Origin of the sequence: Methylorubrum suomiense (assembly GCF_022179765.1) — a bacterium.
Taxonomy (GTDB): Bacteria; Pseudomonadota; Alphaproteobacteria; order Rhizobiales; family Beijerinckiaceae; genus Methylobacterium; species Methylobacterium suomiense.
Map to the genome: position 1 here is coordinate 110,582 of NZ_BPRE01000007.1, position 13,577 is coordinate 124,158.

At 64.6% G+C, this 13,577-nt stretch carries 11 protein-coding genes and 1 pseudogene; 6 read left to right on the top strand and 6 right to left on the bottom strand.

Annotated features, from left to right (window positions below):
* Positions 1-80: 80 nt before the first annotated feature.
* The 3 genes from MFF26_RS12680 to MFF26_RS12690 form a co-directional block, all read right to left on the bottom strand.
* Positions 81-530: a Ros/MucR family transcriptional regulator gene (locus tag MFF26_RS12680; protein ID WP_238308078.1), complete on the bottom strand. Its 450-nt coding sequence runs from the start codon at positions 528-530 to the stop codon at positions 81-83.
* Between the two features lie 643 nt (positions 531-1,173).
* The gene (locus tag MFF26_RS12685) at positions 1,174-1,419 is read right to left on the bottom strand and encodes a hypothetical protein (RefSeq protein WP_137828858.1); all 246 of its coding nucleotides are present in this window, start codon (positions 1,417-1,419) and stop codon (positions 1,174-1,176) included.
* A gap of 45 nt (positions 1,420-1,464) precedes the next feature.
* Positions 1,465-2,517, bottom strand: coding sequence for a Hint domain-containing protein (locus tag MFF26_RS12690; RefSeq protein ID WP_137828859.1), 1,053 nt, complete (start codon positions 2,515-2,517; stop codon positions 1,465-1,467).
* 663 nt (positions 2,518-3,180) lie between these two features.
* Here MFF26_RS12690 and MFF26_RS12695 point away from each other — a divergent pair.
* Positions 3,181-3,388, top strand: a pseudogene (locus MFF26_RS12695) (transposase); the annotation flags it as partial.
* A gap of 298 nt (positions 3,389-3,686) precedes the next feature.
* Here the strand turns inward: MFF26_RS12695 and MFF26_RS12700 are convergent.
* From MFF26_RS12700 to MFF26_RS12710, 3 genes are all read right to left on the bottom strand, one after another.
* A complete protein-coding gene (locus tag MFF26_RS12700; protein WP_238308079.1) occupies positions 3,687-5,648 on the bottom strand; it encodes an alpha/beta hydrolase domain-containing protein in 1,962 nt (653 codons plus the stop codon).
* A 192-nt stretch (positions 5,649-5,840) separates the two neighbouring features.
* Positions 5,841-6,512: a 3-oxo-tetronate 4-phosphate decarboxylase gene (otnC, locus tag MFF26_RS12705; protein WP_137828861.1), complete on the bottom strand. Its 672-nt coding sequence runs from the start codon at positions 6,510-6,512 to the stop codon at positions 5,841-5,843.
* Between the two features lie 10 nt (positions 6,513-6,522).
* Complete coding sequence (locus MFF26_RS12710) at positions 6,523-7,539, bottom strand: LacI family DNA-binding transcriptional regulator (RefSeq protein WP_137828862.1); 1,017 nt, start codon at positions 7,537-7,539, stop codon at positions 6,523-6,525.
* A 183-nt stretch (positions 7,540-7,722) separates the two neighbouring features.
* Between MFF26_RS12710 and MFF26_RS12715 the strand changes: the two genes are divergently transcribed.
* The 5 genes from MFF26_RS12715 (at position 7,723) to denD (ending at position 13,145) form a co-directional block, all read left to right on the top strand.
* Positions 7,723-9,039, top strand: a complete 1,317-nt coding sequence (locus MFF26_RS12715; protein ID WP_137828863.1) for an MFS transporter — start codon at positions 7,723-7,725, stop codon at positions 9,037-9,039.
* A gap of 113 nt (positions 9,040-9,152) precedes the next feature.
* Complete coding sequence (ltnD, locus tag MFF26_RS12720) at positions 9,153-10,070, top strand: L-threonate dehydrogenase (RefSeq protein WP_137828864.1); 918 nt, start codon at positions 9,153-9,155, stop codon at positions 10,068-10,070.
* A gap of 15 nt (positions 10,071-10,085) precedes the next feature.
* Entirely contained in the window at positions 10,086-10,883 is a 798-nt protein-coding gene (otnI, locus tag MFF26_RS12725; protein ID WP_137828865.1) for a 2-oxo-tetronate isomerase, read from the top strand.
* The gene (gene otnK, locus MFF26_RS12730; protein ID WP_137828866.1) at positions 10,880-12,154 is read left to right on the top strand and encodes a 3-oxo-tetronate kinase; all 1,275 of its coding nucleotides are present in this window, start codon (positions 10,880-10,882) and stop codon (positions 12,152-12,154) included. Before otnI ends, otnK begins: the two co-directional genes overlap by 4 nt.
* 25 nt (positions 12,155-12,179) lie before the next feature.
* Complete coding sequence (denD, locus tag MFF26_RS12735) at positions 12,180-13,145, top strand: D-erythronate dehydrogenase (RefSeq protein WP_137828867.1); 966 nt, start codon at positions 12,180-12,182, stop codon at positions 13,143-13,145.
* Positions 13,146-13,577 lie beyond the last annotated feature (432 nt).

The following is a 13,577-nucleotide window of genomic DNA, read 5'->3' on the forward strand; positions in this document are numbered from 1 at the left end:
TGAGGCACAGACATTTGACAATTGTCCCGGTATTTATTGAGCTATTCAATAAAACTATTCGACATTGCATTTAAAGCATACTACCGAGTTTTTATTTTGGTTCGAATTTTCGAGCGCTTCTCCGAGTAATGTGGAGAAACCATTGGGTAGTCAGACGGTAGGCCGTAGTGATCGCGGTATGAGTCGGCATTATACCCATTCGCATTGAGATGCGGTTTGAGCGACTTGTATGGTTTGCCATCGATAAAACTAATAATTGCCTCTGGGGTGATCGAAGTTTGGATTTGAGTTTTGGTCGGTTTGCTCGGCGTATTGGGCTTTGCTATGGCTGGATCACTTTGCACAATTGAAGCCAAGGTTGCATAAATATCCAATATAAATTCAGACATTTGTATCGTCGCAATTGTGTTGTTGGACACATAATTGCCGACAATACTCGCAGTTAAGTCCATCAAATGGCCCTTCGTCGCCGCATCGACAGACATCGCTCCCCCGCTTGAAACCGAAACCTGAGCAGTTTCCGGCTGCAAGATGGCTGAAAATCAATATTTGTTCGCCCCCGTACCAAGTCACAATGATGTGATCGCTATTTTCCTGAGCCAGCAAAATTTGGTCGCAGGCCCGGAAACAAACAACTTCATGATAAATTTGCGTTTTATCTGGTTCATGACCTCGTTCGTGTTCCACAGGCCAATCGACCGTGTAGCCTTCCAAACCTGTGTCGATTGAGTGTTGATGCCCCGGCTCATGCCCGGTGACCGGCAGCTTTATGAGCCGTAAGGGCGCGACCGTTCGCACCGCTCTCCGCGTAGCAGACATGAAATTCAGATCCGCCCTCCTACACGCAGAGCCCGAATCGGATAGATCTTTAGAACTAATTCGAACTAGATAAGCTTATTCGAGTTTGAGGCAAAATTACGCAGAGTTTCTGAGTGAATAATTGCAGAGTTATGGCCAATTAATGAAAACCGTGTCCACATCGAATCGGCTGGCGAGCGCGGAAACTTCTTCTCAGCTGCCCGATATGGTCACAGTCAAATCGTGTGAGCTCAATATAACGCTAAAGCCATGCGTGGCGATTTTAATGACTCTCTCTTCAGCTTCGTCTGCCCAGCCAAGCTTGTGAGCGACATTCAGGTTTGGCAATGGATCGCGGAAGAACAGTCTCGACAGTCAGGCGCGGCCGAACCCGGCAAATTCTCCTAACATCTCGTTCAACTCGTTGGCTCGGGTCTGCCCTGAAGCCACGGTATCGAGGGCTTTGAATGGAACGGTGTGAAGCTTGTCGCTCTTGCGCATGATCACACCTTTGTAGATTTTCGTGCTGCCCGTTTCTGCACCCCGCACGAACGGCACACGTTTCAGCTTTGTCCTGAGTTGCCGCTCGTCTGCCGCTCGACGGTTTGGAACGGTGTTCAAGGAGGGAAGCCGGGTCTCACGACCCGGCCTCCGGCGCGTGCTGTCTCAGGCAGCGAGCCAAGGAAAGCGCGCGGCGTCTTCCCATGCGCAATCGGCGGTGAGGCTTCCGGCGAAGACCCCAGCAAGACGAGCCCGCTCGGCCTCGACCACGGGCCCATCCACCGCAACTGGGCGGCACCGAGCATCCCAGCCCGGAACAACGAAGTCCGGATTGTGGAGGGCATGGTCGGAGGCTTCCTCGAAGAAAGCGCGTTCGCCTCCATCCAGGTAGCTTTCTGCAGCAAGGCCTTCGGCTAGCAGGATATCATGGCATTCGAGTTCGACATGCCAATAGGTCACCGAAGAAACCGGTTCGCGCGCGATCGTCGTACCGTTGATGAGGCACATCACGGGGACGAGGTAGCCCCCTTCGTTGTCCGCATCTGCACCGACGAGAACGGGATGGCCCGGCGACAAGCGAAGATCCCGCACAGGAAGGCCGCGACCGAACGCGTTGGCGCGCACACGCACCGGCTGATGACTGAAGCAGATTGAACCGCTTGTGGAGGCAACCTCGCGGTGACCGATCCAAGTGATCGGACGCACCGACCCTGAAGCGGTAACGGCCAGATCCCCCACACGCAGATCCTCCACTGCCACTTCACCCCGAGTCGTACGGATCATCGTGCCCGTGACAAAACAGGGGGCGTTCGTGGAAGAGAGGGTTGCAGGTGTCGGGTTCCCGTTTGCCTGATAGCGAAACTCGGTTCCGTCGGTGAAGACACCATAGTCAGTCGTTGCGGTTCGGAACCCGATACCATTCGAATCGACACCGCGCGAGCTTGTGCCGAATTCGGCCTGCGTGTCGTTGATGAAAATGATGTTATTGAAAGGTCCGGACGCTCCGCCGCCATTTGCATCGGTGTCACTTTGACTGAAACCGGCCGGGCCTGACAGGCCAGTAATCTCTTGGCCGTTGAATGTGCCACTGATCCCCGTGATTGCAAATCCCTCAGCCTGTTGCCCGCTCGGGGACGTGAATACGGTCGTATTGTCTTCTGTCGTAACCGTGAAGCTACTGCCGGCGGGATCGCTGAAGTTGTAGGTAAACTGCGGCATGACTACCCCTCCCCGTATGTCGGACTTGGCAAAATAGCTAATTGACGCCCTCTCAGATTGCCCAACGAGGCCAACGAGTGAGTGCCAAAAGCGTAGATGCTCTGCGTTTTCAACTTACAGATCATCGTGCGGCAGGCGAGAGGCTACATAACGATCAAATGATGCATTTGGTTGAAAGGCAATTAGTGTGTGAGATTTGCCAGCCGAGACTGCATTTTCCGATTCAACGTTGGGGCACCGGCGCCTTGGCCTTGCGACATGCCGCATCTCAATACGGTTTACGGCCTGCGCTGAGGCTGTTCCGTTCAGCTGATTGGAAATGGAGCGTTACGATCTAAGTTTTCATACGTAACATCCGAGCATCGACTTTTGTTCGTATCGGTGGACTGATTTCCACGCCGCAACGCTGCCGAATCCTCGGTGATCAGCAGCTGCGCATGGTAGCGCGCCGAAGCCATATCGCCTGTCGCCACCCGCACGCGATCGCCCCTAATATCCGCAGCATCGCAAGCATTTCCACTTCAGTGGAAGCCTCTCCGTTTGGTCGGATTGCAGTTAATTCGCCCCCTGTGAGTGGTCCGCCCTGCGGCATGGCCTGCGGGCCAAGACAAGGTGAGACAGTCGGGAACGTAGTGGCACTAGCCGGAGAATGTCGTCGCCAAGCTGCAGCAGGCGGACGTGTTGATCGCGCAGGCCCAGAGCGTGACCTAGGTAATCCGTACGCTGGCTGTGCTGGAGGTTACCTACGAAACGCTGGCGTTAGGAGATTGGCGGTCTGAAGACCAGTCAGGTCCGACGGATGAAGGATCTACAGCGCGAGAACCGCAGGTTTCGCAGGGCGGTTGCCGACCTGACGCTCGGCAAATCAATACATATCGAAAATTTTATCTCTTAAACTTCGGTAAATAGCTCTACAACGAGATATTTTTTAGGAAAGCATTCAACAAATGAAGTAAAAATCGCACATTTCGCGCTCCTAATGGTTTTGGTATTCTCAGTGAAATTTACTAGACTGCCTAAGCAGCTCACAACCCGATCCAGACTTTGGGAGGGGCGTTGTATTTCGGCAAGGAGACCGTAGCCGCGCTTCGCGCGTCCAAGCCTCGCGTCGCTTCGGACGCATAGCCGAACAGGCAATTGGTGAATGCCTGCTCGGCTGCAGAAAACCGTTACGGGGTTCGCGGCCGGGCGGCCTCAATCATGTGGTCGCCGTCCTCGCGCAGGAGCAGGCGATCGGCGACGAGTGCATCGACCGATTTCGTGACGGCGGCGACGTAGGCGTTCGCATCCGGATAGCGCTCCTCGATCGAGGGCCTGGGATCACCCTTCGCGATCCGGTCGGCCTGCTTGGGCGAGAACGGGATCTGGCTGCCCTCCCGGTCGCACAGAGCGCCGGCCGGGAACGGATCGGCGTAGAGATTCCAGCCCGTATAGGTCGCGCGGGGGGCGGCGATGGCGGGCAGGCGGATGCCCGCCACGTCGTTGCCATCCGCATCGACCCGCGGGACCAGCGGCCGGTACTGCGGCCCAGCCTCGGGGCGCGGATCGACGTAGGTGCCGAACCGGGCGATGGCGTTCGGTGCCGTCGGCACGGGCACGCCGACCATGAACGGAAAGCCGATCTCGGCCGCCTCGACCAGGGTCCCGTCCGAGATGCGTGGCACGCGGCTTTCCGGCGGGGCCTTGCCCTCCTTCACCCACTCTTCGAGTGCGACGAGCAGCGCCCGGATCGCGGGTGCGGGGTTCAGCGTGCTGCGCTCGTTCGCGCAGGGGCCCTTGGTCGAGGTCATGCCGGCGCGCCCGTAATGGAAGCCGCTCGACACGAGATAGGCCCGCGCCGTGTCCGGCAGCGCGACGTCGCGGCGTCCGATCGGATCCGTGGTCAGGAGGGAAGCGCCCTTCTGCCAGTACTCGGTGCCGGTGTTCATCTCGATCAGGAGGGGATCGAAGCCGTCGCCGCGCAGAATCGTGCCCGTCCGCCCCGTGACCGGATCGTGCTGGGCCGCGGCCGAGAACGGAAACGCGTTCTCCGGGTAGAGGTGATCCTCGTGCTGCGTGTTGGTGCGCGACGGCTGGCCGAAGCGGGCGTTGAGGAACACCCCGCCCACGCCGGCGATGTGCGACAGGACGCCGTCGAACACGCGCCGCCCAGCCTCGTCGCGATTGAAGCCCTGCTGGATGAAATCACGCAGGTAGCGCCCACTCTGCGAGATGCCGAGCGCGAGGGTCTGCTTGATGCTGCCTCCGGCCGGGTTGGCATCGCCAGAGGCCTCAGTCCGCAGATGCGCCACCACGTCCCGCGTGGCGGCAAAACCGATGCCGAGCACCTTCGGCTCGGTGGCTTGATAGGTGAACTCGTAGAGTGAGCCGGGCAGCGGCTTGGTGCCCTTGGGCAGCAACTCGATCTGGCGCGGCGTGGCGTAGTGCCATGCCTCGGCGGGCACCGGTCGCGGCGGATCGGATTCCCGGCGCCGAACCGTGAGGCGGGCATTGTCCTTGTCCGGGCTCGCCGTCTTGAAGGTGAGGAAAAACGGCGCTTCCGGCGGACCGCGTGTGGCGCTCACGAGCTGGTCCCGCACGGTCTCGACGATGGGCTGGCCGAAGCGGGTCGCCACCGGCACATCGATCGCCATGCCGCCCTGCTGGCGCAGCGCGTCCGCCTCCCAACCCGACCAGACCAGGGTGTAGCCGCGACGCAGGACGAGACCGGTCCCGGCATCGGCCGCGGATTTTGGGTCGTTGACGGCTTGAACCGCCTGGGCGGGCGCATCGAGAACCCAGTTGAACAGGAACTTGCGGCCGCGATTCAGCACTTCGAACAGCAGCGTGCCGTTCCCACGCGCGGGATCCTTCGGGCGAAGGATGAACAGGTCGGTCTTGTATTCGACCATGCCGCGGGCGTTGCGGGGCGCCAGCGCGATGTCGACAATGCCGGCATTCGCAGGATCGGACGGATCGAGCTCGCCGCGGGCCGTGCCGATCACACGCTCGTAGCTCCCGGCGGTTCCGAACTCGGCGCCGTCCGCGAATGGCTCGACTGAGGCAATGTCGATTCTCGTGATGCGTGCCTGTGCAGGTGTGAGGCACAGTGCGTAGCCGAGCACGCCGGCAACGGCCATATTCGTGCGCATGATATTCCTCCCGTTGTTTATCTTGTTGTATTTGGTTTTATCTTGAGCCCACGGCGAGGATGTCAGCCGAAACTCGCTCGAATGGATGACGTCTTCGGCTTTGGTCCCCACGGCAGCGCCACGACGCGCAGACCGTCTGCCGGCCATTCGGGAGCGCCCTGCGCGCGTTCCTCCCGCGCGGACCGCGCCGGATCATCCGCAATCACCGCGGTGATCCGGCAGCGTCAGGCCGAAATGTGCCACGAGGTCGTCGACCTGGGCCGGTGAGAGCGCGCGGGGATTGAGATTGCGCAGAAGCAGGTAGAGCCGGGCTGTCTCCTCCAGTTCTTCCGTTGCGAAGACCGCGCCTTCCAGGCTGTCGCCCGCTACCACCGGACCGTGATTGGCCAGCAGCACCGCACTGTAGCGCCCGGCGAGCCCACGGATCGCGTCCGCGACGGCCGGGTCGCCCGGTCGGAAATACGGGACCAGGGCCGTGCCGCCGGTCCGCATCACGTAGTAGGGCGTCAACGGGGGCAGCACCGCCCGTGGATCGATTTCCGGCAGCATCGACACCGCCACCGCATGGGTCGAGTGCAGATGCACGATTGCCCGTGCTTCGGTCCGGCTCTCGTAGAGGGCGGCGTGAAGCGGAATCTCCTTCGTCGGCTTGTCGCCGGATAGGAGGTGGCCCGCCGCATCGAGCCGGGCGATCCGGGCCGGATCGAGGAAGCCGAGCGAGGCGTTCGTCGGCGTGACCAGCCAGCCGCCGTCGTCGAGACGGACCGAGATGTTGCCCGACGAGCCCGGCGTCAGACCCCGCTCGAAGAGCGAGCGGCCGTAGCGGCAGATCTCCTCGCGCAGCTTGCCGTCCGAGCTGCTCATTCCGAAGTCCTCATGCGGTTGCCCCCTGACAGAGTTCGAAGCCGAGATCGATCGTCCCCGCGGGCGCGCCGTCGGCGAGGCTCCGGGCCGCCGCACGGCCGATCTCCAGGCGTGGCGTCCGCATCGTGGAGAGCGGCTGCGGCATCGCGGCCGTGATGTCGAGGGCGTGGCAGCCGAACAGGGCGACGCGCCCGGGCACGGCCCAACCGCGTCCGAGGCAGCCGAAATAGCCGCCGAGCGCCATGTCGTCGTTCGAGAAATAGACCGCGTCCGTGTCCGGCGCCCGCGCCATCAGCGCCTCCAGAGCCGCGCGGCCGACGGCGGCTGACGAACGATCGAACACGAGTTCCTGGCTGTGCAGGCTGAGCCCTGCTTCGCGGAGTGCCGCCTCGAAACCGGCGAACCGCTTCGCGGCTCGCAAATCTTGGCTCAAGTCGTGCCCGACATAGCCGATGCGCCGGTAGCCGCGCTCGATCAGATGACGGGCGCTGGCATGCCCCACGGCGCGGTTCGAGAAACCTACGACGATATCGAGACCCGGCCCATCCGTGTCGATCATCTCGACGATCCGGATGCCGGCGGCTCGCAGACGGGTCACCGTCAGCGCCGTGTGCTCCAGCCCGGTCAGCACGAGGGCGGACGGGCGCCAGGACAGGAGGCTTTCGACCAGCGTCTCCTCGCGGGCGGGATCGTAGTCGCTCACCCCGATGACGCTCTGGAAGCCGGTGGTATCCAGATCACCGGTAAGCCCGCGGAGCAGATCGGGAAAAACGATGTTGGTGAGCGACGGGATCACGACCCCGACGAGTTGCGAGCCGACCGAATCGGCGTTGCCCGCGAGAGAGCCGGCGAGCCGGTTCGGAACGTAGCCGAGCCGGGCGGCCGCCTCCAGCACACGCTCGCCTGCCCGCTTCGAGTAGGAACCCTGGCCGCGCAGAACGCGGGAGACCGTGCTCTCGCCGACCTGCGCTTCGCGGGCGACATCGGCGATCGTCACGAGGCGGCCCGGCACCTGGTGAAGGGTCATGCCTGCTCCCTCCGGCTGAGGTTCTGCATAACAACCGGGCCTGCCTATCACAACCGATTTTGGCAGCGCTGCCAAATATAAATTGGCAGCGCTGCCAAAACATCATACGTATCGATTCGAGCACTGCCACTTCGAGTGGTGCCGATAGGCCGCCCGCCTGGACGGGCAGCCGGGAGAACGCCCATGACCACGCCAGCCGCCGCACTCTCGGGGGCCGCCGCGCCGCCGAACGAATTCGTCGAGCAGACCTACACGAAGGTGTTCTGGCGCCTCGTGCCGTTCCTGATGCTTTGCTACGTGATCGCCTACCTGGACCGGGTGAACGTCGGTTTCGCCAAGCTTCAGATGTCGCAGGAGCTGCAGTTCAGCGACACGGTCTACGGCTTCGGCGCAGGCCTGTTCTTCGTGGGCTACTTCCTGTTCGAGGTGCCCTCGAACGTGATCCTGGACCGGGTCGGTGCTCGGGTCTGGATCGCCCGGATCATGATCACCTGGGGGATCATTTCTGGGGCGTTCATGTTCGTGAACTCGGCGACCTCGTTCTACATCATGCGCTTCCTGCTGGGGTTGGCCGAGGCAGGCTTCTATCCGGGCGTGATCCTCTACGTGACGGCGTGGTTTCCCTCCCATCGCCGCGCGCGGGTGATCGCAGTGTTCATGTCCGCGATTCCTGTCTCCGGCATCTTCGGCAACCCGCTCTCGGGCTGGATCATGGATGCCTTCAACGGGACCTACGGCCTCTCCGGCTGGCAGTGGATGTTCCTGATCGAGGCCATTCCCGCCGTGCTCGTGGGCGTGGCCGTGTTCCTCTACCTCGACAACCGCCCGGCCGACGCGGCGTGGCTCTCTCCGGCCGAGAAGGCGGTGATCGAGCGCGACATCGCGGCCGAGCGCGCGAGCAAGGTCGAGAGCCCGCACTCGATCACCAGCGTGTTCCGCAACGGACGGATCTGGTTCATGAGCCTGATCTACTTCGCGTTCGTCACCGGACAGTACGGCCTGACGTTCTGGATGCCGACGATCGTCAAAGCCTCCGGGATCCAAGGCAATTTCAACATCGGTCTCGTCAGCGCGATCCCGTTCCTGTTTGCCGTCCTCGTGATGATCCTGCTCGGCCGCAGCGCCGACCGGATGCGTGAGCGCCGCTGGCATCTGATCGTGCCGGCGCTCTTCGGCTCGGTCGGCTTCATCGTCGCGGCGAGCACCGGCAGCACCGTCGTCGCGGTGGCAGCCCTCTCGGTCGCGGCGGGCGGCGTGCTGACCTGCGCGCCGCTGTTCTGGTCGCTCCCGACCGCCTTCCTCACCGGTACCGGCGCGGCGGCTGGCATCGCGCTGATCAACTCGGTCGGCAACCTCGCGGGCTTCGCCAGCCCCTACGTGATTGGGACGCTGCGAGACTCCACGGGCAGCACGGCAGCCGGCATGTACGCCCTGGCCGGGATGCTGGTGGTCGGCGCCGTCTGCGTGTTCCTGACGCCGAAGCGGCTCGTGAACCGCTAGCGCGTCTTTCGACCGTCGCCCTGCCTGGCCCCCGCGGCTGCAAGGGATACCCCGTCCGCGGCGGCGAGACCGCCAATCTCGCTGCTTCGATCTCAGAGAATGGATCCTACACGATGAGTATCACCCCTCAGACAGGTCGCGTTGCGGTGATCGGCCTCGGGTCGATGGGTGCCGGCATGGCCGGCTCGCTCCTGCGGGCGGGATTCTCGGTCACCGCCTGCGACGTCGATCCGGAGGCGGTGGCCCGCTTTGAAGCTGCGGGCGGGCGCGGGGTCGCGACCCCGGCCCAGGCCGCGAACGGTGTCGACGTCGTGGTCTGCGTCGTCGTGAACGCGGCACAGACGGAGGCCGTCCTGTTTGGCCCCGAGGGAGCCGCCGCCGCGATGCCGCCGGGCGCCGTGTTCGTGTCCTCCGCGACCATGGACCCGGCCATCGCCCGGCGCCTCGCGGCTCGACTCGAAGAGACGGGGCGCCACTACCTCGATGCGCCGATGAGCGGTGGGGCCGCCCGAGCGGCGGAGGGCGAACTGACCTTCCTGGCCTCCGGCACCAAAGCCGCCTTCGACGCGGCCCGGCCGGCGCTCGAGGCCATGGCGGGCAAGCTCTATGAACTCGGCGATGCGGCTGGGCAGGGCGCCGCCTTCAAGATGATCAATCAACTGCTTGCCGGGGTTCACATCGCCGCGGCCAGCGAGGCGATGAGCTTTGCCGCCAAGCAAGGCCTCGATCTGCACAAGGTCTATGAGGTGATCACGGCGTCGGCCGGCAATTCCTGGATGTTCGAGAACCGGATGCCGCACGTGCTGGAGGGCGATTACAGCCCCAAGAGCGCCGTCGACATCTTCGTCAAGGATCTCGGCATCGTGCAGGACATGGCGCGGGCCGAGAAATACCCCGTGCCGGTGGCCGCCGCCGCGCTGCAGATGTTCCTGATGGCCTCGGGCTCCGGCATGGGCCGGGACGACGACGCCTCTGTGGCCCGCCTCTACGCGCAGGTGGCCGGCGCCGTCCTGCCGTCGCCGAAGGACTGAAGGGAGACCGCGCCCATGCCGCGCTTCGCCGCCAACCTCACGCTCATGTTCACGGAACGGCCGTTCCTCGACCGCTTCGCCGCCGCCGCCGCCGCGGGCTTCACCGCGGTCGAATTCCTGTTTCCCTACGACCATCCGCCCGAGGCCATCGCCGAGCGCCTGGCGCGGTACGGGCTGACCCAGGCGCTGTTCAACCTGCCGCCGGGCGACTGGGCGTCGGGCGAGCGCGGTCTTGCCGCCCTGCCGGACCGCTTCCCCGAATTGCAGGCGGGCGTCGAGACCGGGCTGACCTACGCCGAGGCGACCGGTGTCGCCCGGCTCCACCTCATGGCCGGCATGGCCGCGGCGGACGATCCCGAGGCGAGGCGGGCCTATCGCCGGGCCGTGGCCTGGACGGCCGAGCGCGTCGGGCGCGAAGGCCTCGATCTGGTGCTGGAGCCGATCAACGCCCGCAACATGCCAGGCTATTTCCTCAACGACTTCGGCGCCGCCGCCCGCCTGATCACGGAGCTGGCGCTGCCGAACCTGAAACTGCAGTTCGACCTCTATCACTGCCAGATTCTGCACGGGGACGTGACTACCCGCCTTCGCGACCTGATGCCGATGATCGGTCACGTCCAGACGGCCAGCGTTCCGGCAAGGAACGAACCCGGCACGGGCGAAATGAACGACGCTTTCCTGTTCGCCGAACTCGACCGCCTCGGCTACGCGGGCTTCGTCGGCTGCGAGTACAACCCGGCCGCCGGCACGGAGGCAGGCCTCGGCTGGTTCGAGCCCTATCGCGCCGCTCAGATCGGGGAGGTCGGCCGATGAGCCTCGCCCTCGGATCGGTGGCCGACGACTATACCGGCGCCTCGGACCTCGCCAACACGCTCACCAAGGGCGGTCTGCGCACGGTGCAGACCATCGGCATCCCCGCCGACGATCTGGATCTGGCCGGTATCGACGCCGTCGTCGTCGCCCTCAAGACCCGCTCCATCCCGGTCGGAGAGGCCGTGTCGCGCTCCCGCGCGGCGGAGGCTTGGTTGCGCGGACGCGGCGCCGCCCACGTCCTGTTCAAGATCTGCTCGACGTTCGACTCCACCGACGCGGGCAATATCGGTCCCGTCATGGACGCCCTGCGCGGCGAGGCCGGTGAAGCCATCGCCCTCGTCACCCCCGCCTTCCCGGAGACGGGGCGCACGGTCTACCAAGGCAACCTCTTCGTCGGCGCGGTCCCGCTGAACGAGAGCCCGCTCAAGGACCATCCCCTCAATCCGATGCGGGACGCCAACCTCGTGCGGGTGCTGGCGCGCCAGAGCGCTTCGCCCGTGGGGCTGGTGGATTTCGCTACTGTGGTCCGGGGCCACGAGGCGGTGGCCAAGCGCCTCGACGCGCTCGCCGCCGAAGGCGTGGGCGCCGCCATCGCCGATGCCGTGACGGAGGCCGACCTCGAAACCCTCGGCAGGGCAGCCCTCGCCCATCGGGTCTCGGTGGGCGCCTCGGGCCTCGGCCTCGGTCTCGCCCGCGCCCTGGTCGCGGCCGGGCGCGCCTGTGCGCCGGACAGCGCCGCCGATGTCGGCGCCCCGGTCGGGGGGCTTGCGGCCTGCCTGGCCGGCAGTTGTTCCCAGGCGACCCTCGGCCAGATCGCGGCGGCCGAAGCCGTGATGCCTGTGCGTCGCCTCGACCCCGAGCGGGTGCTCGCGGGCGATGCCGAGATCGAGGCCGCCCTGGCCTGGGCCGGCGAGCGCGTGGGGACGGGCCCCATCCTCATTGCCAGCAGCGCCGAGCCCGAGACCGTGCGGACGCTCCAGGCCCGCTACGGCGGCGACCGGGTCGGCCATGCCCTCGAAGATGCGCTGGCCCGCATCGCCGAGGGCCTCAATGCGCGCGGTGTGCGCCGTCTCGTGGTGGCGGGTGGCGAGACCTCGGGGGCCGTCGTGGACCGGCTCGGGCTGAGGGCTTTCCAACTCGGGCCGGAGATCGCCGCCGGGGTGCCGGTGCTGCGGACCCTGGGACAGGGCGATCCCATGCTGCTCGCTCTCAAATCGGGCAATTTCGGCGGTCGCGACTTCTTCGCCCGCGCCCTCGACCTGATGCTCTGAATCCCGTCCTGGAGGGAGACAATCCATGCATGCCCTAATCCTCGGCGCCGCCGGCATGATCGGCCGGCGTCTTGCCGATGCTCTCGCCGCGCAGGGCGATGCCCGCGCCCTCACGCTCGTCGACGTGGTGGAGCCGACGGCGCCGGCGGGCTTTTCTGGCTCGGTCGTCACGGCGGCCGCCGACCTCTCGAGTCCGGGCGCGGCGGAAGCCGCGCTGATCGGCCGGCCGGACGTGATCTTCCACCTCGCGGCAATCGTCTCGGGCGAGGCCGAGGCCGATTTGGAAAAGGGCTACCGGGTCAACCTCGACGCCACGCGCCTCCTGTTCGATGCAATCCGGCATGCCCATGTCGCCGAGGGCTATCGCCCACGGGTGATCTTCACCTCGTCGTTGGCCGTGTTCGGGCCGCCGCTGCCGGGCGTCATTCCTGACGATATGATCCTCACGCCGGCCACCTCCTACGGCACGCAGAAGGCCATGGGCGAGCTTCTCCTCGCCGACTACACGCGGCGTGGCTTCTTCGACGGCATCGGGCTTCGCTTGCCCACCATCTGCGTCCGGCCGGGCAAGCCGAACAAGGCGGCCTCCGGGTTCTTCTCGGGCATCATCCGGGAGCCGCTGGCCGGCCAGGAGGCCATCCTTCCGGTCCCCGACACCGTACGCCACTGGTTCGCGAGCCCGCGCTCGGCCACCGAGTACCTCCTGCACGCCGCCCGCATCGACCTCAGTCCCCTGGGCTTGCGCCGAAGCCTGACGATGCCCGGCCTCTCGGCCACGGTGGCCGACGAAATCGAGGCCCTGCGCCGGGTGGGCGGCGACGCGGCGGTGGCGCTGATCCGGCGCGAGCCGAACCCGGCAATCCAGGCGATCGTCGAGACTTGGCCGGAGGCTTTCGACACACGCCGCGCGCTCGATCTGGGCTTCAAGGGCGATGCGCGCTTCGATGACCTGATCGAACAGCATCTGGCCGAGTCGCAGTCGACAACCTGACGCGTGCACTGGCCATGCCTGTCCCGAGAGCATGCCGGTGGCGTGCCACGAGGGACTCGCCGCCGCACCGACCCGATGGAGTCAGTTGGGATCCTGTTGGGCCGTCATGTCCAACCCAACCGCCTCGAATTCTATTGCTCAGGCGGCGTCGCGCGGGTCATGCACTGGCCCGCGACGCTCCTCTTGTTCGTGGTGCTGTCGTTGGCCTGCGTCGCCACAAGTCTGTCTTTGGAGGCGGCAAACAAGGGCACCCGGTTCGTCCTGCACAAGTCGGTGGGACTAAGGATCCTGGACATCGCCGTGTGCCGGATCATCAGGCGGAAGTTTCATGAGACACCGCCGCATCTGCCTATACCGGTGATCTTCCGGGAAGATTGGGCATGGTGGACTGATTTCGCACCCAATAAGAAGTTAAGATCTATGATGGATCCG

Bases quoted from the DNA above. Each gene is read 5' to 3' on its own strand.
- MFF26_RS12700 (WP_238308079.1), bottom strand. From the start codon at position 5,648: ATGCGCACGAATATGGCCGTTGCCGGCGTGCTCGGCTACGCACTGTGC.
- ltnD (WP_137828864.1), top strand. From the start codon at position 9,153: ATGAGTATCACCCCTCAGACAGGTCGCGTTGCGGTGATCGGCCTCGGG.
- otnI (WP_137828865.1), top strand. From the start codon at position 10,086: ATGCCGCGCTTCGCCGCCAACCTCACGCTCATGTTCACGGAACGGCCG.
- MFF26_RS12710 (WP_137828862.1), bottom strand. From the start codon at position 7,539: ATGACCCTTCACCAGGTGCCGGGCCGCCTCGTGACGATCGCCGATGTC.
- denD (WP_137828867.1), top strand. From the start codon at position 12,180: ATGCATGCCCTAATCCTCGGCGCCGCCGGCATGATCGGCCGGCGTCTT.
- otnK (WP_137828866.1), top strand. From the start codon at position 10,880: ATGAGCCTCGCCCTCGGATCGGTGGCCGACGACTATACCGGCGCCTCG.
- otnC (WP_137828861.1), bottom strand. From the start codon at position 6,512: ATGAGCAGCTCGGACGGCAAGCTGCGCGAGGAGATCTGCCGCTACGGC.
- MFF26_RS12715 (WP_137828863.1), top strand. From the start codon at position 7,723: ATGACCACGCCAGCCGCCGCACTCTCGGGGGCCGCCGCGCCGCCGAAC.
- MFF26_RS12690 (WP_137828859.1), bottom strand. From the start codon at position 2,517: ATGCCGCAGTTTACCTACAACTTCAGCGATCCCGCCGGCAGTAGCTTC.